The following is a 24154-nucleotide window of genomic DNA, read 5'->3' as shown; positions in this document are numbered from 1 at the left end:
GAAACTCCGCATCTGCTTCAGTCCCGCCTTGAGTTGGAGCCGTCAGCCGCCCGGCTGCGCTCCACCCAGCACCCGCACCGACAGATCCGTCGCCACATGCACCAAGCCCGGCAGATGCCGCACGCCCCTCCTGCGCAGGCATTCGCGCACCAGCTCCTCGATGCCGCCGACCAGGGCCAGCAGGCAGGCGTCCTCCACATCGGGCACCTCGGCCTCGGTGGCTCGCCGCATCTCTTGCAAGGCGCGCCACTGCGCCGTCCATTGCGCCATCACGGCCGCCCGGCGCGCGAGCGCCTTGCGGCCCGCGCCCAGTACCTCGACGGTGTAGGTCCATGCCGCGCCCGGCGGGCCGGCCGCCAGCGCGTCGAGGTAGGCGGCAATGCCCAGCCGGCTGCGTTCGCGCCAGTCGCCCTTCGGCGCGCCGCGCATCGCCTCGCGGATGGCCGCCAGCAGCTCCTGCAGGCCGTCGTCATAGGCGGCCAGGAAGCAGGCTTCGATGCTCGCGAACTGTTCATAGAAGGTGCGGCGCGAGACCCCCGCCACGCCGATGACGTCCGCGACCGTCGTCGCGGTGTACCCCTTGTCGGCGACGACCTTCACGATGGCGCGCAGCATGCGCTCGCGCTGCGAGGCGGCGACCGCCGCCTGCGTCAGCGGGTGGCGGCCACCGCGCGGCAGCTTCTGCGGCGCCGCGCGCGAGCGCCCGGCCGGGCTTCGCGGCGCTGCTGTCTTGCTGGTTGTGCTCATGATCGAAAAACAATAACATGCCAAATAGAAACAAAAGTGTTTTTCAAACAAGGCGCATGGTGCTCGCAAAGATCCTGGTCGGCCTGGTGGCCCTGCTGCATCTCTACTTCCTGGTGCTGGAGATGTTCCTGTGGGACAAGCCCTTCGGGCGTCGCACCTTCGGCCTGACGCCCGAGTTCGCCGCCGCGTCCAAGGCGCTGGCCGCCAATCAGGGGCTGTACAACGGTTTTCTGGCGGCCGGGCTGGTGTGGGGCCTGACGCTCGGGCCGGCAGGCACGGCAGTCAAGCTGTTTTTCCTGGCCTGCGTCGTGGTCGCCGGCGTCTTCGGCGCGCTGACGGTCAGCCGCAAGATCTTTTTCGTCCAGGCCGTGCCGGCGCTGGCCGCGGTCGCTGCCCTCTGCTGGGCATAAGGCGGCATCCGGCGCAGCCGACCCGCGCCGCGTCCGGTCTGCGCTGAATCTCCGCGCACCTCTGCGCTGAATCCTCCGGTCTCGACCCCCTCAAGAAATGCGGCCTCGGTCGGGGCCGCGGTTTCGCCAATATGCACCCTTGCGGTGAACCGCCGGCGCTCCGCCGGGGTTCCCGCCCGAAAATGGGCGCCCCCGCCCGTTCGGCTCGATAATCAGCCGCGGACTTACAGTCTGCTGACGCCGGGCGCCTTGGCCTCAAAACCTGCCCTTTCGGGCCTTTTTGGGGATTTCATCAGCCGCCATCTCGGAAAGCTGTCAGACTTTCCAGGGGTTGGCGTTTCGTTTACTTATTTAGAATCAACTTCGTATCGCACTCGGAGGCAACACCGAAAGTGCGCAGGAGTAAATATGTCGAATAAATGACGGCCTTGCCACGGTAAGGCGCCTCGTCCGTCGCGGTTGCGCAGGCAGCGTGACGGGGATGCGGCTGGGGCTTGGCGCTGGGCTGTCGCTTATTTCGCACGTCGGTGCGGAGGTGATTTTCGCTGTCTGCTGTCGAGGCGGGTGGCGGCATCGGGCGCACAAGAACAAGAGTTTCTCCGCGATGAAAGTCGGCCGCGCCCCGGTGGGGTGCAGCGACGGTGCATGGAGTGGGTGCATCAGTGAGCGTGCGGGTCGTGCAGGACGCAGGATGACAAAAACAAGTCGTTCGGCGCGGGCCCGTCCGGAAGAATGCGGCGCATCAGTGCGCCGCGCGATGTTTTCGTTTCGGTTTATCGCTTTGTCATCGCGAGTCGCCTCCGGTCGATATTTGGTCGCCGGTGCGGGATTTGCGGGGGCAGGGCTGCGTCACTGCCAATGAGCTGAGTATGAACGGATATTCACATTCACCCGCACAAAATGGCGTCACGCTGGCCGGCGTGAACCCTCCTCTGCCCGATCTGAGTGCGCGTCTTACCCGGCGGGAAAGGCTGCGCCGGGTCCTGCGCGTCGTGTATTCGATGGGCGTGCTGTTCCGCAAGCCGTCCAATCTGGGCGCGGTGGTCGCCATCGGCGACGCGGTGTTCACACCCGCGCTGCTGAAGGCCATGGCCGACGAGATCGGCGACGACCCGAACTTCGCGCCCGCCTTGCGAGACCGGCCCCGCCTCGGGCCGCTCGATCTGCCGGCCTTGCGCGCCAAGCCGGCTGGCACGCTGGCACACGCCTTCGTCCAGCACCTGGACCGCAACGGCCTGGACGCTGACGACATCCCGATCCATCCGGCCCGGGACGCAACCTCCTACGCCCGCGCCCACCTGCTCGAAACCCACGACATCTGGCACACCGTCGCCGACTTCGATGCCGACGTCGCCGGCGAGCTCGGGCTGCACGGTTTTTATCTCGCGCAGATGCCGACCCGGCTGGCGCCCCTGATGCTCGGCGGCGGAATCATCCAGACCCTGAAGCACCCGTATGCCGAAGGCGATGCCCGCATGCGCGCCATCGTGAGGGGCTGGCTGATGGGCAAACGCGCGCGGCCGCTGTTCGGCGTGCGATGGACCGAGCTGTGGGACACGCCGATCGCCGAGGTGCGGGCGCATTTCCGCGTCGACCCCGCGAGCGTCGATGCCTTCATGCCGCCGCTGCGGCCCTCGTCGGCCTGAGCGACGGCGGGATTCCTGACTGACTGACTGACTGACGGCCGGCGCCGGACGCGCCGCTTCGACCGCGATGCCCGGCGTCGCGTGAAGGCGTGCGGGTCCGCGACGGGTGGCGCGTGCGTCCCTGCCACAGCAGGGCCGCACGCACTTTGACTCGGGCGCCTGAAGGCGCACCTCTCACCGACGGGTTCAACAATGCATATCGGAACGTTCCATCCCCGCACGCTGGTCGAGATCCTGTCCTGGCGCGCCCAGCACCAGCGCGACCGAGAGGCCTTCGTGTTCCTCGGGGACGGCGAGGCGCACGAACAGCGCCTCAGCTACGGGCAGCTGCAGCAGCGTGCCCTGGAGATCGCCGCCGCCCTGGGCGCCCGCGCGCCCGCCGGCGCGCGCGTGTTGCTGATGCTGCCCGCCGGGCTGGACTACATCGCGGCCTTCTTCGGCTGCATGTATGCCGGCATGGTCGCCGTGCCGGCGGCCTACCCGGCGCGGCTGGAGCGGGCCTTGCCCCGCCTGCGCGCCATCATCGAGGACGCCGGCGCCGCCGCGGTGCTGTGCAACTCCCGCTTCCTCGAGGCGGCCGGCGATCTGGAGACCCGGCCGGGGGCGGCGGACGCGGCGGCGGAGGCCTGGATCGCGCTCGACACTCTGGCCGCGGGGGCCGCCGCCCCCCATCCGGCCGAGTTGCCCGCGCCGGACTCGCTGGCCTTCCTGCAGTACACCTCGGGCTCGACCAGCACGCCCAAGGGCGTGATGGTCTCGCACGCCAATCTGCTGCACACGCTGGAGGACATGATCGTCGGCTGGGACCAGACCGAGCAGAGCGTCTCGGTCAGCTGGCTGCCGATCTTCCACGACCTCGGGCTCATCTACGGGGTGCTGGAGCCGGTGTATGTCGGCCACCTCGGCGTGCTGATGACACCGTCGGATTTCCTGCAGCGCCCGATCCGCTGGCTGCAGGCGATCTCGCGCTTTCGCGGCACCCACAGCGCGGCGCCCAACTTCGCCTTCGACCTCTGCGTGCGGCGCACCACCGCGGCGGAGCGGCAGGCGCTGGACCTCGGCAGCTGGCGGCTGGCGCTGAATGCGGCGGAGCCGATCCGCGCCGAAACGCTGCAACGCTTCAACCAGACCTTCGCCCCGTTTGGCCTGAAACCGACCGTGCTGACGCCCGGCTTCGGCCTGGCCGAGGCGACCCTGAAGGTCTCGACCCGTGCCGTCGACGAAGAAGCCGCGGTGCTGGAGCTGGATCCGCAGGCGCTGCTGGAGGACCGTGTGATGCCGGCCCCCGGACGTGCCGACGCGCGCCGGCTGGTCGGCTGCGGGCGCCCGGCGCTCGGCACCGAGGTGCTGATCGTCGACCCGCAGACCCGCCTGCGCTGTGCCCCCGACCGCATCGGCGAGATCTGGATGCGCGGCCGCGGTGTCGCGCAGGGCTACTGGAAGCGCCCCGAGGAGACCGCGCACACCTTCGCCGCCTGCCTGGCCGACACCGGCGAGGGTCCCTTCCTGAGGACCGGCGACCTCGGCTTCCTGCGCCAGGGTGAGGTGTTCGTGGCCGGGCGGCACAAGGACATGCTCATCATCGATGGGCGCAACCACTACCCGCAGGACCTCGAGATGACGGTCGAGCGCTGCGACCCGAGGCTCAAGCCCGGTTGCGGCGCCACCTTCGCGGTGGAGGTCGAGGGCGGCGAGCAGGCCGTGATCGTGCAGGAATTGGATCTCAACCGGCAGGGGGGCGACGGGGCGCCCGACCTGGACGCGATCGCCGCGCGTGTGGCCCAGGCGGTCGCGGCCGAGCACGAGCTGCCGGTGCATGCCGTCGCGCTGATCCCGCCGGGCACCCTGCCCAAGACCTCCAGCGGCAAGATACAGCGGCGCGCGAGCCGTCAGGCTTTCCTGCAGGATCGCCTGCAGGCCTTGCACATTTGGCGACGTACGCAGGCCGCCACAGCGCCGGCGCCCTCGGCCCCGAGCCAGGCGGCGGTGGCGCACGGCAGCGGGCCGCGCGAGCTGGCCGACTGGCTGGTGCAGGCGCTGGCCGACACGGTCGGCGCGGCGCCGCAGGAGATCGACCCGGCGGTTCCCTTCGCACGCTATGGCTTGAGCTCGAGCCAGGCGATCGTGTTGAGCGGCGAGCTCGAGCGCCGGCTCGGCCGGCCCTGCCCGCCGACGCTGTTCTGGGACCACCCGTCGGTGGGGCGGCTGGCGGCCTATCTCACAGGCGTTCCCCAGGCGGCCGCCGCGCTTGCGCCATTGCCGTCGCCCGCCGCGCTGCCGTCGAGCGAGCCCATCGCCATTGTCGGCATCGGCTGTCGTTTCCCCGGCGCCGACGGGCCGCAGGCCTTCTGGAACCTGCTGCGCAACGGCGTGGACGCGGTGCGCGAGGTGCCGCGGGAGCGCTGGAACATCGACGCGCTCTACCACCCGGATGTCGCGACGCCCGGCACGATGAGCACCCGCTGGGGCGGCTTTCTCGACGACGTGGATGGCTTCGATCCGCACTACTTCGGGCTGTCGCCGCGCGAGACGCCGTATCTCGATCCACAGCAGCGCCTGCTGCTGGAAGTGGCCGCCGAGGCGATGGGTGACGCCGGGGTGGTCGCTTCCACGCACGCGGGCCGGCCGGTGGGCGTGTTCGTCGGCATCTCCAACAGCGATCATGGCCGCCTGCTGCTGGCCAGCCAGGCGGTCAACGAAGGTTTCAGCGGGCCGGGCATGGGCCTGAGCATCGCGGCCAACCGGATCTCCTACCAGTTCGACTTTCGCGGGCCCAGCGTGGCCGTCGACACCGCCTGCTCGTCGTCGCTGGTGGCGCTGCAGCTGGCCTGCGACAGCCTGCGTGGCGGGCACTGCGAGATGGCCCTGGCCGGCGGGGTCAACCTGATCCTGTCGCCCGAGCTCACGATCGTCTTCTCCAAGGGCGGTTTCATGTCGCCCGACGGCCGTTGCAAGGCCTTCGACGCCGGCGCCAACGGCTATGTGCGCGGCGAAGGTGCCGGCCTGGTGGTGCTCAAGCCCCTGTCCGCCGCGCAGCGAGACGGCGATCGCATCTATGCCGTGATTCGCGGTGGCGCCGTCAACCAGGACGGCCGCACCAACGGCCTCACGGCCCCCAGCCGGCAAGCCCAGGAAGCCGTTCTTCGCGCGGCCTACCGCGCGGCCGGCGTGTCGCCCGGCGAGGTCTCGCTGGTCGAGGCGCACGGCACCGGCACGCCTCTGGGCGACCCGATGGAAGCCGCGGCGCTGGGCGCGGTGCTCGGCGAGGGGCGCGGCGACGCCAGGGCGTGGCTCGGCTCGGTGAAGAGCAACATCGGTCACCTCGAGTCGGCCGCGGGCGTCGCCGGGCTCATCAAGGCGGCCCTGTGCCTGCACCACGGCGCGATTCCGCCCAGCCTGCACTTCGAGCAGGCCAATCCGCTGATTCCCTTCGAGCGCCTGCCGCTGCAGGTGGCGCGCCAGCTGCAGCCCTGGCCGGCCGGCGGGCCGCAGCCCCGGCGCGCCGGGGTCAGCTCCTTCGGTTTCGGCGGCACCAACGCGCACCTGGTGCTCGAGGAGGCGCCGCTGCCGCCCGAAGCGCCGCGGGCCGCCCCGCCGGCCTGGCTGTTTCCTCTCACGGCCCACACGCCGGGGGCCTTGCGGGCCCTGGCCGGGGAGCTGAAGACCCGGCTGGCGCGCGGCGAGTGGCAGGCCTCGCTCGGCGACCTGAGCCACACGCTGGCCGAGCGGCGCGGCTTCCAGCCGTTCCGCGCGGTGGCGGTCGCCCGCACCGCGGACGAGCTGTGCGAGGCGCTGGCCGGCTGGCTGCACGGGCAGGCCCCGGCCGGCGTGTGCAGTGGCCAGGCGCCGCGCGAGCCGGGCCGCATCGCCTTCGTCTTCGGCGGCCAGGGCGCGCAGTATGCCGAGATGGGACGCCAGCTGGCGGCCGCCGAGCCGGTGTTCCGGCGCGCGCTCGCGCTGTGCGACGACGTCACCCGCGAGGCGGCCGGCTGGTCGCTGTGGGAGCTGCTGGCCGAGCCCAAGGAGCGCTCGCGACTGGCGGCCACCGAGTTTGCCCAGCCGGCGCTGGTCGCGCTGCAGTGGTCGCTGGCCCAGCTGTGGGCGTCCTGGGGGGTGGTGCCCGACGTCGTGCTCGGTCACAGCGTCGGGGAGATCGCCGCCGCCTGCGCGGCCGGCGCCTGCTCCATCGACGAGGCGATGCGCCTGGCGATCCACCGGGGCCGGCTGATGGCGCGCCAGCAAGGCGCCGGCGCGATGCTGGTCGTGCACGCCGACGCGCCGTCGCTGCAGGGGGTCGTCGAGGGCTTCGAGGGGGCGGTCAGCCTGGCCGCGATCAATGGACCGCAGTCCACCGTGCTGTCCGCCGACAGTGAGGTGTGCGAGGAGCTGGAGGACAGCCTGCACGCCCTCGGCCTCGCCTGCCGTTGGCTGCCGGGCGACTGCGCCTTCCACAGTGCCCAGACCGAAGCGATCCTGCCCGAGTTCGGCCGCGCGCTCGAGTCGCTGGCCCTGCATGCGCCCCGCCTGCGGATGTATTCGACCGCCACCGGCGAGCCGGTGAATGGCCCGCTGACGGCGTCCCACTGGCTGCGCCAGGCGCGCGACCCGGTGCGTTTTGCGCCGGTGATCGAGCGCCTGCTGGCCGAAGGCGACGTCACCTTCGTCGAGATCGGTCCGCATCCGGTCCACGCCGGCGACCTGCTGCAGATGCTGCCCGCCGAAGCGCGCGCGGGCCGCGTGATCGCCTCGCTGCGTCGCGGCAGCTCGGAGCCCGACACACTGCGGGCGGCCGCTGCCGCCCTGTTCTGTGCCGGCCACCCGCTGGCCTGGCACCGGCTGGTGCCGCCCGGGCGCAACGTCGGCGCGCCGGGCCCGGCCTGGCAGCGCGAGCGTTTCCCGCTCGCGGCCGTCGCCCAGCCGGTCGCCACGCCAGGGGCCGCGTTGTCGCGGGACGGCCATCCGCTGCTGGGCCGGCGTCAGGCGTCTGCGCTCCATCCCGGCTCGGTCCGCTGGAGCGTCGCGGCTTCGGGCTGCGCCTGCTTCAGCGACCACGTGATCGGCGAGACCGCGCTGTTCCCGGCGGCGGCCTACCTGGAGCTCGCCCTGGCTGCCGCGCACGACCGCTGGGGCGAGGTGCCGGCCCGCATCGAGCCGCTGGCGCTGGCCGCGCCGCTGCCGCTCGTGCCCGGGCAGGATCCCGGCGTTCAGCTGGAAACCGCCGAAGCGAGCGCGGACCGGATCCGCTTCGTGGTCTCGGCGGCTCCGGACGCGACATCGACCTTGCATGCCGAGGGTGTGGTGGTGCGGCACGAGCCGGCCGCCGCGGTGGCCTTCAGCCTGGAGGCGGGCCGCCAGGCCTGCAGCGAGGGATCGTCCGGCGCGGCCGACTTCTACGCCTTCCTGTCGGCCCGCGGGGCCCGCATGGGGCCGCGCTTCCGCCGCATCGAAACGGTCGCCTGGGGCCGCGACCAGGCGCTGGCGCAGGTGTCGCTGCAGGCCGCGCAGGCCGCCGACGCGGCCCGCTATCGGGTGCACCCGGTCCTGCTGGATGCCGCCTTCCAGCTGGGCGGCGCGCTGGCGGCACGGGCCGACGGCGGACCGCAGGCCTTCGTGCCGGTCGGCGTGCAGCGCTTCACGCTGCTGCGCCGGCCCGCCGGCGCCGCCTGGGTGCATGCGGTGCTGCTCGACACGGAGGACGGGTCGCGCGAGCGGCGTGTCGATCTTCGCCTGATCGACGCGGACGGCACGGTGATGGCCGAGCTGGTCGGCGCGCGTTTCGTGCAGACCGCGCTGGCAACGGCCAGCGTCCCGACGGCTGCGCCCAGCCTGCTCGAGATGGCCTGGCATCCGGTGGCGTCGCTGTCCCCGGCGGCCGCGCCGCGACGCTGGCTGGTGCTGGCCGACGACGGCGGCCTCGGCGAGGCGCTGGCCGAGCGGCTGGAGCGCGCCGGCGAGGCGTGTCTGCTCGCTCTGCGCGGCGCGGCCTTCGAGCCCCGCGGCGCCCGGCAGTACCGCCTCGACTTCAGCTCGGCCGAGCAGTGCCGGCAACTGCTGCAGGCCGCGCAGGCCGAGGGCAACACCCCGCTGGACATCGTCCACCTCGGCGCGCTCGACGCGGCGCCGGCCTGGCAGCTGGACGCCGCGACGCTGGCCGAGGCCCATCACCTCGGCTGCTTCAGTGTGCTGGCGCTGGTGCAGGCGCTGGTGTCGCAGGCCTGGGCGAGCCCGCCGCGCCTCTGGCTGCTGACGCGCGGGGCGCAGGCGGTGGGCCGCGACGAGGAGGTCGCCGGCCTGGCCCAGGCGCCCCTGTCCGGACTGCTCGCTGCGATCGCCCAGGAGCACCCTGAACTGCGCCCGGCCGGCATCGATCTCGATGCCGGCGGCGGCAAGGCCGAAGGGGAGGTGCTTGCCAGCTTGCTGCGCGCGCCGCTGGAAGGACGTCGCTTCGCGCTGCGTGCCGGGCGCGTCTACCGGGGCCGGCTGCAGCCTTGCGCCCCGGCTTCGACCCCAGGCCCGGCGCTGCGCGCCGAGGCGGTGCACTGGATCGTCGGAGGACTCGGGGCGCTGGGCCTGCGGGTGGCCGAGTGGGCGGTGGCGCGCGGCGCGCGCCAGCTGGTCCTGACGGGGCGCCAGGCGCCGGGGCCGCAGGCGCTCGCCGCCATCGAGGGCCTGCAGCGGGCCGGGGCCGGCGTGCAGGTCCTGCTCGGTGATGCCTGCGACAGCGCCGACCTGCAGCGCGCGCTCGCCACCTTGCGGGCGCAAGGGCGGCCGCTGGGCAGCGTGTTCTATGCCGCCGGCGTGCTGGACGACGCGGCACTGAGCAGCCTCGACACGGCGCGCTTCGCCAAGGTGCTGGCGCCCAAGGTCGTCGGCGCCTGGAACCTGCACCAGGCGCTGCAGGGCGAGCCGGTCGACGCACTGGTGCTGTTCTCGTCGGTGGCTGCCGCGATCGGCTCGGCCGGCCAGGCCCATTACGCCAGCGCGAACGCCTTCCTGGATGCCCTCGCGCACCACCGCCGGGCCGCGGGGCAGGTCGCCCTCAGCATCGGCTGGGGTCCCTGGGCCGAGGTCGGCATGGCGGCCTCGCGCGAGGCGGTGGCCCGGCAGGCGGCCGGCCGCGGCCTGCGTTTCCTGGCCCCCGACGAGGCGCTGCAGGCGATGCAAACCCTGCTGGACCAGCCGCGGGCCCATGTGCTGGTGCTGGCGCTGGCCCCCGAGGCCAGGCTCGGCGACGACGGTCCGGAGCCGGGGGCCGCGGCGCCAGCGGCCGGGGACGCGGCGGCGGCACCCTTCCGCCAGGCCCTGGCCGCGGCGCCGGCCCGCTCGCGCGCCGCGCTGCTGGAGGCCCATCTGATCGAGCAGCTGGCGCCCGTGCTGCGCCTGCCCGCGTCTCGCATCGATCCGCGCCGTTCGCTGCCCGACATGGGGCTGGAGTCGCTGATGGCGCTGGAGTTCAAGAGCCGCCTGGAGCGCTCACTGGGGCTGTCGCTGCCCGCCACGCTGGTCTGGAGCCACCCGACGCTGCAGGCGCTGGGCCGCCATCTCGTCACGCAGCTGCAGCTGCCCCTGGCCGACCCGGTGGAGGCCGCCGAAGCGGCCGCACCGGCGGCGCCCGACTTTGCCGCCAGCGTCGACGAGCTCTCGAAGGCCGAGGCCGAGGCGGAATTGCTCAAGCGCATCGAGGAACTGGAGGAACTGTCCAAATGAGTCAAGACACCGCGCCCAAGCCGGCGCAGGACCCGGTCAAGCGGGCCCTGGTGGCGCTGGAGAAGGCCAAGGCGCGCATCACCGCGCTCGAGAACGAGCGCAGCGAGCCGATCGCCATCGTCGGCATGGGCTGCCGCCTGCCCGGCGGCGCCGACTCGCCGCAACGCTACTGGGAGCTGCTGGAGCGTGGCGGCGACGGCATCAGCGAGGTCCCCGCGGACCGCTGGGACCTGAACGGCTGGTACGACCCCGACCCCAAGGCGCCCGGGAAGATGTACACCCGCCGGGGCGGTTTCGTGCCGCACCTCGATAGCTTCGATGCGGAGTTTTTCGGCATCGCGCCGCCCGAGGCGCAGAACATGGACCCGCAGCAGCGGCTCCTGCTGGAGCTGAGCTGGGAGGCGCTGGAGCATGCCGGCGAGCCGCCGGATGCGCTGCACTCCAGCGCCACCGGCGTGTTCGTCGGCCTGATGACCAACGACTACGCGCAGCTGGCATGGCGTGAGGCCGGCGCCATCAACCCCTACACCGGCACCGGCTCCAGCTTCAGCGTGGCCTGCGGCCGGCTCTCCTACGTGCTGGGCCTGCGCGGCCCCAGCATGACGGTGGACACGGCCTGCTCCTCGACGCTGGTCGCCATCCACCTGGCCTGCCAGAGCCTGCGCCAGCGCGAATGCAATGTCGCGCTGGCCGGCGGCGTCAACCGCATCATCGTGCCCGGGCCGCATGTCTACATGTGCAAGATGGGCGCGCTCTCGCCTGACGGGCGCTGCTGGACCTTCGACGAGCGGGCCAACGGGTATGCGCGCGGCGAGGGCGGCGGCATGCTGGTGCTCAAGCGGCTCAGCGACGCGCTGGCGGCCGGCGACACCATCCACGCGCTGATCCGCGGCTCGGCGGTCAACCACGACGGGCAGAGCGCCGGCCTCACGGCACCGGCCGTCGAAGCCCAGGAGGAGGTGCTGCGCCGGGCCCTGGCGAGCGCCGGCGTGGAGCCGGGCCTGGTCGGCTGCATCGAGGCGCACGGCACCGGCACGCCGCTCGGCGACCCGATCGAGGTGGCCGCGCTGAAGGCCGTCTACGCACGTCCCGAGGACGGCACGCGCCCCTGCGCGCTGGCTTCCGTGAAAAGCAGCATCGGCCACCTCGAAGCCGCTGCCGGCGCGGCGGCCGTCATCAAGATGGTTCACGCGCTGCGGCACGGCGTGATTCCGGCCCACACCCACTTCTCGAAGCTCAACCCCAAGATCTCGCTGGACGGCACCCGCCTGTTCATTCCCGGCGAGACCCGGCCCTGGCCCGAGGGGCCACGTTTCGGCGCCGTCAGCGGCTTCGGCTTCGGCGGCACCAACGCCCACCTGATTCTCGAGGCGGCCCCGACGCCGCCCGCCGCCGCAGCCGCGCCGGGCGACAGCGCCAGCCCGGCCGCTCTCGTGCTGCCGCTGTCGGCACGCAGCGAAGCCGCGCTGGCCGAGCTGCTGCAGGCCTATCGCCGGCTGGCCGGCAGCGAGGCCGGGCGGCCGGCGCTGGCCGACGCCTGCTACACCGCCGCGGCACGGCGCACGCACCACCCGCACCGGGCCGCGCTGCTCGCGTCCGACTGGAGTGAGCTGGTACGCCAGCTCGACGAGCGCCAGCCCGGCGGCGTGGCCGGGGCGGCGCGGCCCCGGCCGCGCATCGCCTTCGTGTTCTCCGGGCAGGGCGGCCAGTGGGCCGGCATGGGCCGCAGCCTGCTGGCGCAGGAGCCGGTGTTTCGCGAGGCCTTCGAGGCCTGCGAGCGGTATGCGACCGAGCGCCGCGCGGGCTCGCTGCGCGAGGCCATCCTGGAGGACCCGTCGAGCTCCGCGCTGGCGCGCACCGACCTGGCCCAGCCGGCCATCTTCGCGCTGCAATGGGCGCTGCTGTGCCTGTGGCGCAGCTGGGGCGTGCAGCCGGACGTGCTGATCGGCCACAGCGTCGGCGAGATCGCCGTCGCGGTGGCGTGCGGTGCCTTGAGCTTGCGCGAGGGCATGCACCTGGCGATCGAGCGCGGCCGCATCATGCAGGAGGCGACCGGTCGGGGCGCGATGGCCTCGGTGCCACTGTCGCGCGAGGAACTGCAGGCCGAGATCGACGGCCAGGGCGGCCAGCTCGCGGTTGCGGCCGTCAACGGGCCCAACACCACGGTGGTGGCCGGCGACCGCGACGCGGTGCAGGCGCTGCTGGCCGCGCTGCAGTCGCGCGGCGTGGCGGGCCGCGACCTGGGCGTCTCCTACGCCTTCCACAGCCGTCACATGGAGCCCTTCGGCGCGGCGCTGGCTCTGGCCTGCGACGGGCTGCGTCCGGCGGCGGCCCACACGCCGGCCTATTCCACGCTGACCGGCCGCCGCCTCGACGCCGACAGCTTCACGCCGCAGTACTGGGCCCGCCAGATGCGCGAGCCGGTGCTGTTCGCCGCCGCGGTCCAGGAGGTGGTGGCGCAAGGCATCGAGGCCTTTGTCGAGATCGGTCCCCAGCCGACCCTGGCGCCGGCGCTGGCCGACTGCCTGATGCAGGCCGGACGCGACGCGGCCCTGCTGGCGTCCATCCGCACCCGCGAGGCCGAGCTCAGCACCTTGCGCCGCTCGCTCGGCCAGCTCTACGAGCTCGGCGTCGCGATCGATTGGCGCCGCGTCTACCGCGCGGGCCGCCATGTCGAGCTGCCCACCTACCCCTGGCAGCGCCAGCGTTACTGGCTCGATGTGCAAGCGCCCGCGGCGCCGACGCCGGCGGTCGCCGCCGGCACGGACGAGCCGCCCCTCGAGGCCGCTGCGGCGGTGGCCTCCGGCGACACGCCGGATCCGGCGTGGGCGCCCCTGGTGCAGCGCTGGAAGCAGGCGCCGCTGCCGGGCGCTGCCGTGCAGAGCCTGGAGGGCAGCTGGCTGGTGCTGTCGGGCTGCGCCGATTTCGGCCGGCGCCTGGCCGCCGTGCTGGAGCAGCGTGGCGCCGCCTGCGTGACGGCCGGGCTCGGCCGGGCCGGGTCCGGCAGCGAGGCCGAGCGGCGCCTGCAGGTCGACCCGGCCGACGCCGCGCAGATGGGCCGGCTGCTCGGTCAGGCCTTCGGGGCCTCGGCGTTGTCCTGCCGCGGCATCGTCTATGCCCCCTGGGGCGGCGAGCCGTCGGGCAGCATGCTGGACCAGACGCACGACGCGCTGGCCGGCCTCGCGCACCTGGTGCAGAGCGTCGCCCGGGCCGGATTCCGCAATCCCCCGCGCCTCTGGGTGGTGACGCAGGGTGGCCAGTCGGTCGAGGGCGAGGACGTCGCGCCGGCACAGGCGGCGCTGGGCGGTCTGGTCCGCGCCCTGGCGCATGAACAGCCCGAGCTGGGCGGCACCGTGGTCGATGTGCCGGCCGCCCTCGACGCGGCCTTGCCCGGCCGTCTCGCGGACGAGTTCGCGGCGGCCGACAGCGAGCAGGCGCTGGCCTGGCGCGGCGAGCTGCGCTGGGTGGCCCGTGTGGCCCGCTTCGAGGTCGCCGGCCACACCGCGCCGGCGCTGCGCCCCGACGCCTCTTACCTGGTCAGCGGCGGGCCCCGGGCGCTGGATGCGGCCGAGGCCCTCGCCGACCGCGGTGTGCGCAGCCTCGTGCTGGCGGGTTCGTGGCGGGGCGCCGGACCCCGGCTGGCCGCGCTGCGCGGCCGGCTGGAGCGGCTCGAGGTGCTGGAGGCCGAATGGCAGGCGGGCGACACGCTGAGCGCCTGGCTGCGCGAGCGCCAGGCCCAGGGCATGGCGCCCTTGCGCGGCTGCCTGCACATCGGCACGCCCTGGCAGCAGGACGCGAGCGTGCTGGAACTCGACAGCGCGGCCTTGCGGCAGGCGCTGCAGGCCGAGCTGCTGCCCGCCGTCGTCCTGCAGGCGGCCGTGGCCGATCTGCCGCTGGACTTTTTTGTGGTCTCGACACCGGCCGCGGCCCTGCTGGGCAGCCCCGGCCAGGCGGCGGGACTGGCCAGCGCGGCCGCCGTACAGGCGCTGGCGGACCGCGAGCGCTCGCGCGGACGTGCCGCCTGCGGCCTGGCCTGGGGCCCGGCCACCGAGCTGGAGGACGACCCGCGGGCCGCCGGCGAGGAGGCCGTCCCGGCCGAGACCGCCGTGGCGACCGCGCTGGCCTGCGCCGGGCTGAGCTCGGCCCTGGCACTGCACCTCGGCCTGTTCCCGCTCGACCTGCGCCACTGGCGCCAGCGCCATCCGCGTGCCGCGGCGATCGCGCTGCTGCGCGACCTGGAAGCCGGTGCTGGCGGGCCGCAGCGGTCCCAGGCCGGACGCGGCCAGCTGCGCCGGGCGCTGGAAGCGGCCGATCCGGCGCAGCGGCGCCCGCTGCTCGAAGGCCACCTGAAGGAGATCCTCGGCAAGGTGGCCTTGCTGGACCCCGGGCGCATCGGCAGCCAGGTGCCGCTCGTGAGCCTCGGGCTCGACTCCTTCATGGGGGTGGAGTTGCGCAACCGGCTGGAGGCGGCGCTCGATTTGTCGCTGTCGCCGACGCTGGTCTACAGCTACCCGACCGTCGCCGAGGTCGCCACCCACCTGGCGGCGCGCATGGACCTGCGCCTCGGCCGCGCCGGCGAGGCGCCCACGCCGGCGGCCGTGCCCGGCGCCGAGGCCGAGCTCGATTCACTGTCCGACGAAACCCTGCATTCCGCGCTCGAGGACGAGATCGCGGCGCTGGAGCAAAGCAATAGGAGAACCCGTGTCTGAGACCCAACAAGCGGCGCAGATGCGCCGCGCGCTCGCCGCCGTGCGGGATGCCCGCGCGCAGATCGATGCGCTGCAGCAGGCGCAGCGTGAACCCGTGGCCATCGTCGGGGCGGCCTGTCGGCTGCCCGGCGCGCCCGACCTGGAGGCGTTCTGGCGGCTGCTGCAGGAGGGCGTGGACGCGGTGCGCGAGGTGCCGGCCGAGCGCTGGGACGCCGAGGCCCTGTACGACCCGAAGCCGATGACCCCCGGCAAGTCCATCACCCGCTGGGGCGGCATCGTCGACGACGCCGACCGCTTCGACGCGGCCTTTTTCGGCATCTCGCCCAGCGAGGCGGCCGCGATGGACCCGCAGCAGCGCATCGCGCTGGAGGTGGCCTGGGACGCCTTCGAGGATGCCGGCCTGACGCGCGAGCAGCTGGCGGGCAGCCGCACCGGCGTTTTCGTCGGCGCCACGATGCACGACTACGGCGTGCTGCAGATCCGCGACGGCGCCGCGCTCGACCCCTTTTTCGGCACCGGCAACGTGCACTGCATCGTCGCCAACCGCCTGTCCTACGCCTTTGACCTGCGCGGCCCCAGCCTGGCCACCGACACGGCCTGCTCGTCCTCGCTGGTCGCGGTGCAGCTGGCCTGCCAGAGCCTGCGCAGCGGCGAATGCGACATTGCCATTGCCGGCGGCGTCAACATGATGTTCCTGCCCGAGCTGAGCGTGTACTTCTCGCAGGCCGGCATGATGTCGGCCGACGGCCGCTGCAAGACCTTCGACGCGCGTGCCGACGGCTATGTGCGCGGCGAGGGCTGTGGGTTCGTGGTGCTGAAGCGCCGCTCCCAGGCGCAGCGCGACGGCCATGTCATCCGGGCCCTGGTGCGTGCAGTCGCGGTCAACCAGGACGGCCGCACCAACGGCCTCACCGCCCCCAACGGGCTGGCGCAGCGCGCCGTGATCGCGCAGGCGCTGGACAGCGCCGGCATCGCGGCCTCCCAGGTCAGCTACATCGAGGCCCACGGCACCGGCACCTCGCTGGGCGATCCCATCGAGGTCGAAGCGCTCAGCGACACCTATGGCGTGCCGACCGACGACGCCGGTCCTTGCGCGATGGGCTCGGTGAAGACCAACATCGGCCACCTCGAGGCGGCCGCCGGCATCGCCAGCCTGCTGAAGACCATGCTCGCGCTGGAGCACGAGGAGATCCCGCCGACGCTGCACCTGCGCGACCTCAATCCCAGCATCTCGCTGGAGCACACGCGCCTGAGCATCGCGACCCGTGCCGTGCCCTGGCCGCGCGGCGATCGGCCGCGGCTGGCCGGCATCAACTCCTTCGGCTTCGGCGGCACCAATGCGCACGCCATCGTCGAGGAGGCGCCGCTGCCGTCCGCGCCGGACGCCGGGCAGGCCGCCCCCGCGCGTGCCGAGCTGCTGGTCCTCAGCGGGCACACCCCGCAGGCCTTGCAGGCGATGGCGCAGTCCTTCGATACTTTCCTGGCGGGCAGCGTCGCCGAGGCCCGCGACATCAGCTTCGCGGCCGGCGCGCGACGCACCCACCAGCGCTTCCGCATCGCCGTCGCCGGCCGCTCGACCGCCGAGTGGCGCGAGCGCCTGCAGCGTGCGCTGGCCGACGGCGCGGCGGCATCGACCTCACACGTCGAGCCGCGCGTCGGTTTCGTGTTTTCCGGCCAAGGGCCGCAATGGCTGGGCATGGGGCAGGAGCTGTTCCGCGAGGAGCCGGTCTTCCGCGCCGCGATCGAGGCCTGCGAAACGCACTGGCGCGGGCTGGCCGACTGGTCGCTGCAGGCGCTGTTCGACGCCTCCGACAGCCGCGCCGAGCTCGACAACACCGAGCTTGCGCAGCCCGCGCTGTTCGCCCTGCAATGGGGGCTGGTCGCCTTGTGGAAGTCCTGGGGCATCGCGCCCGCGGCCGTGGTCGGCCACAGCATCGGCGAGATCGCGGCCTGCTGCGTGGCCGGCGTGCTGTCCTTGCCCGACGCGCTGGCGCTGGTCGCGCAGCGCGGCCGGCTGATGCAGCGCACCCGCGGGCAGGGCGCGATGCTGTCGGTGGCGCTGCCGCGCGCCGAGGTCGATGCCTTGATCGCCGGGCTGGGGGGCGGGCTGTCGATTGCAGCCGTCAACAGCCCGAGCGCCACCGTGGTGGCCGGCACGCCCGAGGCCGTCACCGCCTGCGCCGCCGAGCTGGAGCGCCGCGGCACCCGCTGCACGCCGCTGCCGGTGCAGTACGCCTTCCACAGCCGGCAGATGGAGCCCTTGCGCGCCGAGCTGCGCGCGGCGCTGAGCGGACTGCAGAGCCACCCGGCGGAGCTGCCCATCGTTTCGACCCTGCTGGCACGGCGCTGCGACGGCACCGAGTTCGATGCCGACTACTGGGTCCGCCAGGCCTGCGAGGCGGTGTTGTTCCAGCCTGCCGTGCAGGCGCTGCAGGACAGCGGCTGTGACGTGCTGCTGGAAGTGGGGCCGCACCCGGTGCTCTCCACCGCCATCGACGAAAGCCTGGCCGTGCGCGGCAGGACCGCGACCGTGCTGACCTCGCTGCGCCGGCGCGAGCCGGAGCGCCTGACGATGCTGACGGCACTGGGCGCGCTGCACGCGCGCGGCTGCACGCTGCAGTGGCCGGCCGTCACGACCGGCCGTCGTTTTGTCGCGCTGCCGCGTTATGCCTGGCAGCGCGAGCGCTTCTGGTTCCGCCCGGGTGCCGCCGGTGCGCGTGCCGGCACGCCGGCAGCCGCGCCACGCAGCGGCGTGCAGGCCATCGTCGGTCCGCAGCACAGCGTGGCCGCCGACGGCGAGAGCCGCTACTGGGAGTGGAGCCTGGACGCGGCCACGCCCGGCCTGGAGCTGCTGCGCGACCACGTGATCCAGAACCTGGTCATCGTGCCGGCCGCGGCGATCGCCTCGATGGTCGCAGCCATCGCCGCCGAAATCCTCGGCGACGGGCCCTGCGCAATCGACGAGGCCCACTTCCACCGGGTGCTGGTGCTGGCCGGCGAGACCCCACCCACCGCCCAGCTGGTGCTGACACCGCGCGGGCAAGGCTGTGCCTCCTTCCGCCTGGCGAGCCGCGAAGGCGAGGGCGACTGGGTGGTGCACGCCACCGGCAGCCTGCGCAGCGCGACCGGCAGCCAGACCCAGGCCGACCTCGAGCGGGCTCGTGAGCGCTGCACCCAGGTGATGAGCGGCGCCGAGCACTACGCCGTGATGGACGCGCTCGGCTACGCCCTCGGCCCGGCCTTCCGCTGCATCCGGCAGATGTGGCGCGGCGAAGGCGAACTGGTCGCGCAGCTGCAGGTGGACCCGCAGGCGGCCGCACCGGGCAGCGTGTTCCGGGTCCACCCCGGGCTGCTCGATTCGTGTTTCCAGTGCGCGGTCGCGCTGATGGGCGGCAGCGACCCCTTCGGCTCCTACTTCGTGCCCGGCACCGCGACCGGCCTGCGCTTTTTCGAGACGCGCGAGCCCGGCGTGTGGGCCCATGTGCGCACCGTGCCGGCCGACGGAACCGGGCGGCCCTGCATGGAGCTGCAGCTGTACACGGCGTCCGGCGAACGGGTGCTGGAAGCACGCAGCGTGGCCTTCCAGGAGGTGCGCCGCTCGGCCGACATGCTGGGCCATTCGCTCTATCGCATCGAGTGGCAGCCGCAGGCACGCGAGGCGGCAGCGGCATCGGCGGACGGTGCCTGGCTGGTGCTGGCCGATGCCGGCGGCGTCGGTGAGCGCCTGGCGCAAGCCTTGCGCGCGGCCGGCGGCCGCTGCGTGGTGGTGCAGGCCGGCTCGGCCTTCGAGCGCCTCGACGCGCAGACCTTCATCGCCGCGCCCGACGAGCCGCAAGGCCTGGCGCAGGTGCTGGCGCGCAGCTTCGGCGCCGAGGCCGGGCCGTGCCGCGGCGTGCTGCACCTCTGGTCGCTGGACGGGCAGGGCGCGCTCGCGCCAAAGGCGGCCAGCGCCGACACACTGGCGGCGGCACAGCGTCTCGGTGTCGTCTCGGCCATGCACCTGGTGCAGGCCCTGCTGCCTGCCGGCCTGTCGGAGCTGCCGCGGCTCTGGCTCGTCACGCGCGGCGCCGCCCAGGTCGAGGCGGCGCAGGCACCGGCCGGCATCGAGGCCGCGCCGCTGTGGGGCCTGGGCCGCGTGTTGACGGTCGAGCATCCCGAGCTGCGCTGCTCCTTGATCGACCTGGCCGCGACCCCCGCGCCGGACGAAACAGCCGAGCTGCTGGCCGAAGTGCTGGCCGACGGCCCGGAGAACCAGGTGGCGCTGCTCAGCTCGGGCCGCTCGGTGGCGCGCCTGGCGCGTGTGGAAGTGGCCGCGGCCCCCGTCTCGGTGGCGCCCGCCGAGGGCCGCCCCTATGAGCTGGAGCTGACGAAAACCGGCTCGCTGGACTCGCTCACCTTGCGCGAGACCACCCGGCCCGAGCCGGGCCCCGGCGAGGTCGTCATCGAGGTGCAGGCCGCCGGGCTCAACTTCCGCGACGTGCTGGTGACGCTGGGCATCGAGGTCGGTGAACAGCCGGGCCGCATCACGCTGGGCTTCGAGTGCAGCGGCACCGTGGTGGCGGTCGGGCCGGGCGTGCAGGGCCAAAGAGAGGGCCGGCAGGTGGTGGCGCTCGCGGCGCACAGCATCGGCTCGCACGCCCGGGCCGATGCCCGCCTGGTGTGGAGCCTGCCGGCCGGCATGAGCGCCGAGGAGGCGGCGACCTTGCCGGTGGCCTTTGGCACCGCCCACTTCGCGCTGCACGAGGCCGGGCGGCTGGCGCGCGGCGAGCGGGTGCTGATCCACGCCGCAGCCGGCGGCGTGGGCCTCGCAGCCGTGCAGGTGGCGCAGGCCATCGGTGCGGAGATCTTCGCCACCGCCGGCACGCCGGAAAAACGCGACTACCTGCGCTCGCTGGGCATCGAGCACGTGCTTGACTCGCGTTCGCTGGACTTTGCCGACGAGGTGATGCGCCTGACCGAAGGCGCCGGCGTGGACGTGGTGCTGAATTCGCTGGCCGGGCCTTTCATCGAGCGCGGGCTGTCGGTGCTGCGTCCGCACGGGCGTTTCATCGAGATCGGCAAACGCGACCTCTATGGGGACAAGGCGGTGCAGCTGGCGCCGTTCCGCCGCTCGCTCAGCTATGCCGCCGTCGATCTGATCGCCTTGTGCGACTCGCGCCCCGAGCGTGTGCAGGAGACGCTGCGTGAGGTCTTCACCCGCATCGCGGATGGCGCCTACCGGCCGCTGCCACGCCAGCTGTTCGGCATCGAGGACGTGCGTGCCGGCTTCCAGTGCCTCGCCAATGCCGGCCATATCGGCAAGATCGTGTTCCAGGTGGGCGGCCGGTCGCCGGCGATCGTGGGCCGGGCCCGCTCCGGCCTGCCGCTGCGCGCCGATGCCAGCTACCTGGTGACCGGCGGCCTGGGCGGGCTGGGCCTGGTGATGGCGCAGTGGCTGGTCGCGCAAGGCGCGCGCCACCTGGTCCTGCTCGGCCGCAGCGCTCCGACGGCGCAGGCCGACGCGGTCATCGCCCAGCTGCGCGAGGCGGGCGCCACGGTGTTCGTGGCACGCGGCGACGTGGCGCAGGCGGCGCAGCTGCGGGCCGCGCTCGACAGCGCCGCCGAGGCCGGCCTGCCGCCCCTGCGCGGTGTGCTGCACGCGGCCGGCCTGCTGGACGACGGCGTCGTGGCCCAGCTCGATGCCGACCGCCTGCTGCGCGTGATGGCACCCAAGGTGGAAGGCGCCTGGCATCTGCATGCGGCCACGGCGCGCCAGGAGCTCGACTTTTTCGTGTTGTTCTCCTCGATCGCCGCGGCGCTCGGCTCGCCGGGCCAGGGCAACTATGCGGCCGGCAACGCCTTCCTCAACGCCCTGGCGCGCTGGCGCCAGGCGCAGGGGCTGCCGGCCACCTGCGTGCTGTGGGGCCCGTGGGCCGACGTCGGCATGGCGGCCCGGGTCCAGGGCGCGCGCAGCGTCGCCTTCCCGGGCATGACCGCCTTGCCGCTGGCGCGCGGCACCGAGCTGCTGGGCGAGCTGGTGACCCGTGGCATCAACGACGTGCTGGCGGTGCCGATCAACTGGGGGGCCTTCTTCCGCGGCTACCCGGAGGCCGCCAAGTCGCCGCTGCTGGCCTTGTTCGCCCGCGAAGGGGCCAGCAGCACCGACGGCCCGGCGGCGGCCGATGCCGAGGCCGCCGCGATCCGCGCGGCCTTGAGTGCCGGCAGCCCGCACGAGCAGGTGCTGGCCCAGGCGACCGACTGGGTGCGCGAGCAGGTGGCCCGCACCTTGTGGCGGCCGACCGAGACCGTCGCGGCCGACGGCTCCCTCATCGGGCTGGGTTTCGACTCGCTGATGCTGGTGGACCTGCGCAACCGGCTGCAGGCCGGGCTGGGCGTCTCGCTCTCGATCACCGCGCTGCCGCCGGACGCCACCGTGGCGCAGCTGGCGAGCTACGTGGTCGAGGCGCTGCAGCCGGCTTCTCCCGGGGCCGCGGCACGGCCGTCGGCTGCGAAGAGCGCGCCGGCTTCGGTCGCGTCGCGCGGCGGGCGCTGGGTCGAGCTGCAGGCGGGCCAGTCCGGGCCGCCGCTGATCCTCATCCACGCCCTGGTGCCCAGCGCCTTCGCCTACGTGCCGCTGGCGCGGGCCCTGGGCGCTCAGCAGACCGTCTACGGCGTGGCCGGGCCGTCGCTGAACGACGCGGAGCCGGTGCCCGCGCGCCTGACCGACATCGCCGCGCAGTACGTCGAGGAACTGCTGCAGCGCTGGCCCACCGGGCCCTTCGTGCTGGGCGGCCACTCCTTCGGCGGCACCCTGGCTTACGAGATGGCGCGCCAGCTGCACGAGCGCGGACGCCCTCCCGAGCTGCTGGTGATGCTCGATGCGCTGTCGCCGCCCGAGCATGCCGCCCGCCTGCCGGCGGACTGGCGCGAGCGCCGGCCCGAGGCCATCGAGCGGGTGGCGGCCGCCATGGGGCTGGATGCCGAGCGGGGCCAGATCGACCGCCTGTTCCAGATCGTGCACGCCCACATGGACGCCTTGATCGGCTACGACGCGCCGTCGCTGCCGGGGCCGCTGCTTTATGTGCGCGCCGAGGAGCGCGACGCGATGCGGCCGCCCGGCGAGGCGCATGCGGGTCTGGACCTGTACTGGGAGGGCGACACGCCGGCACGGCCCGAGGACTTCTGGTTCGAGCGCATCCAGGGCCGCACCGAGCTGGTCGTGGCACCCGGCTGGCACCACACCATGCTGGACCGGCCGGAGCGCATCGCCAAGGCGCTGCGGGCCGGCATCGATGCCTTGGGCCGCTGAACGACAACAACAACGACTGGACATGCCATGAAATTCTCGATCTTCATCGAAATGCAGATCTCGCAGCCGAACCGCGTCACCGAGCGGCAGCTGTTCCACGACTGCGTCGAGCAGGCCGTGCTGGCCGACGCACTGGGTTATCACTGCGTCTGGGCGGTGGAGCACCACGGCCTCTACGAGTACGCTCATTCGTCGGCGCCGGAGGTGTACCTCGCCTTCGTGGCGGCGCGCACGCGCCGCATCCGCCTGGGGCACGGCGTCACCCTGACGCCGGGCCGCTACAACCACCCGATCCGCATCGCCGAGCGGGTGGCGGCACTCGACGTGCTGTCCGAGGGCCGCGTCAACTGGGGCTCGGGCAAGAGCGCCAGCCGGGTCGAGCAGGACGCCTTCCAGGTCGACCGCACCCAGCTCGACCGGCAGTGGCTGGAAGCGCTGGAGATGATCCCGCGCATCTGGCGCAGCGAGGTGTTCGAGTGGAACAGCGCGCTCTACCAGATCCCGCCGACGCAGGTCGTGCCCAAGCCGGTGCAGCGTCCGCATCCGCCGCTCTACGCGGCCTGCTCGTCGGCGGAAAACGCACAGCGGCTCGGCGAGCTGGGGGTTGGCGCGCTCAACTTCGCGCAGGGCACCGACGACTTCCTGGTGAAGAAGGTGCAGGCCTACCGCGACGCCATCGCCGCGGCCAGCCCCAAGGCCTACCAGGTCAACAACCACTTCGCCTGCACGCCGACCGCGCTGGTGCTGGAGAACGACCACGAGGCCTGCGTGCACGGCTTCCGCGGGGCGCGCTTTTTCGGCCAGGGGCTGGCGCGCTACTACTTCACCGACGAGCGCCCGCTCGGGCCCCTGGACGTGCCGCGCGACGACCTGACCGAGGCCGAACTCGAGGCCGCCAAGGCCAGCCGCTCGCGCAGCGGGGGGCCGCTGCTGGCCGTCATCGGCGACCCCGCCGCGGCACGCGAGTCGGTGCAGCGCTTCCAGGACGCGGGCGTGGACGAGCTGATCCTGATCATGCAGATGGGCACGGTCCCGCACGAGCTCATCCTGCGTTCGCTGCGCGTTTTTGCCGAGCAGGTGATGCCGCATTTCGCCTGAAGACGCCAGGCGGCCCACACCGGCGACCGGACCGACACCGATTGAGGCGACGATGACCGATCAGGACTTTCGCAACGCGATGGCGGCCTTGCCGGCCGGCGTGGCGATCATCACGACCGACGGGCCGGGCGGACGCCGCGGCATGACGGCCACCGCGCTGTGTTCGGTGTCCGACGCGCCACCGACCATGCTGGTCTGCGTCAACCGGCAGGCCCGCAGCCACGCCGTGTTGCAGGCCAACGGCGTGCTGGCGATCAACGTGCTGGCGGCCGGGCAGGACGGCCTGGCGCGGCGTTTCGGCGGCGCGACGCTGGCGTCGGGCGAGGACCCCTTCGGCGAAGGACAGTGGGAAGTGGCGGACAACGGCGTGCCCATCCTGAGCGAGGCGCTGGTCAGCCTGCACGGGCAGATCACCGGCCTCACCGAGGTGGCGACCCATACGGTGCTCTACGTCACCATCGTCGGCCTGCGCGCGGCCCGCGAGGCCGATGCGGTGGTCTACTTCCGGCGTCGCTTCTGCACCGTCGAAGCCACCGTGTGAGCGGTGTG

The 24154-nt window shown here is 73.3% G+C and carries 8 protein-coding genes; 7 read left to right on the top strand and 1 reads right to left on the bottom strand.

Annotated elements, in window-relative coordinates:
- Positions 1–42: 42 nt before the first annotated feature.
- Entirely contained in the window at positions 43–747 is a 705-nt protein-coding gene (locus OOT46_RS20600; RefSeq protein WP_265405509.1) for a TetR/AcrR family transcriptional regulator, read from the bottom strand.
- A gap of 56 nt (positions 748–803) precedes the next feature.
- Between OOT46_RS20600 and OOT46_RS20595 the strand changes: the two genes are divergently transcribed.
- The 7 genes from OOT46_RS20595 (at position 804) to OOT46_RS20565 (ending at position 24146) form a co-directional block, all read left to right on the top strand.
- Positions 804–1157, top strand: coding sequence for a DUF1304 domain-containing protein (locus OOT46_RS20595; RefSeq protein ID WP_265405508.1), 354 nt, complete (start codon positions 804–806; stop codon positions 1155–1157).
- 869 nt (positions 1158–2026) lie between these two features.
- Positions 2027–2803: a Coq4 family protein gene (locus OOT46_RS20590; protein WP_265405507.1), complete on the top strand. Its 777-nt coding sequence runs from the start codon at positions 2027–2029 to the stop codon at positions 2801–2803.
- A 192-nt stretch (positions 2804–2995) separates the two neighbouring features.
- On the top strand, positions 2996–10510 hold the full coding sequence (locus tag OOT46_RS20585; protein ID WP_265405506.1) for a type I polyketide synthase: 7515 nt from the start codon (positions 2996–2998) through the stop codon (positions 10508–10510).
- Positions 10507–15219 (top strand): type I polyketide synthase, encoded by a 4713-nt coding sequence (locus tag OOT46_RS20580; RefSeq protein WP_265405505.1) that lies wholly within the window; start codon positions 10507–10509, stop codon positions 15217–15219. Before OOT46_RS20585 ends, OOT46_RS20580 begins: the two co-directional genes overlap by 4 nt.
- Positions 15212–22507: a type I polyketide synthase gene (locus OOT46_RS20575; RefSeq protein ID WP_265405504.1), complete on the top strand. Its 7296-nt coding sequence runs from the start codon at positions 15212–15214 to the stop codon at positions 22505–22507. Before OOT46_RS20580 ends, OOT46_RS20575 begins: the two co-directional genes overlap by 8 nt.
- A gap of 27 nt (positions 22508–22534) precedes the next feature.
- The gene (locus tag OOT46_RS20570; RefSeq protein ID WP_265405503.1) at positions 22535–23605 is read left to right on the top strand and encodes an LLM class flavin-dependent oxidoreductase; all 1071 of its coding nucleotides are present in this window, start codon (positions 22535–22537) and stop codon (positions 23603–23605) included.
- A gap of 52 nt (positions 23606–23657) precedes the next feature.
- A complete protein-coding gene (locus tag OOT46_RS20565) occupies positions 23658–24146 on the top strand; it encodes a flavin reductase (RefSeq protein WP_265405502.1) in 489 nt (162 codons plus the stop codon).
- Positions 24147–24154 lie beyond the last annotated feature (8 nt).

It is taken from the genome of Aquabacterium sp. A7-Y (genome assembly GCF_026153205.1).
GTDB lineage: Bacteria > Pseudomonadota > Gammaproteobacteria > Burkholderiales > Burkholderiaceae_C > Caldimonas.
Note: the sequence above shows the minus strand (reverse complement) of the source record. Positions and strands in the feature narration are given on the sequence as shown.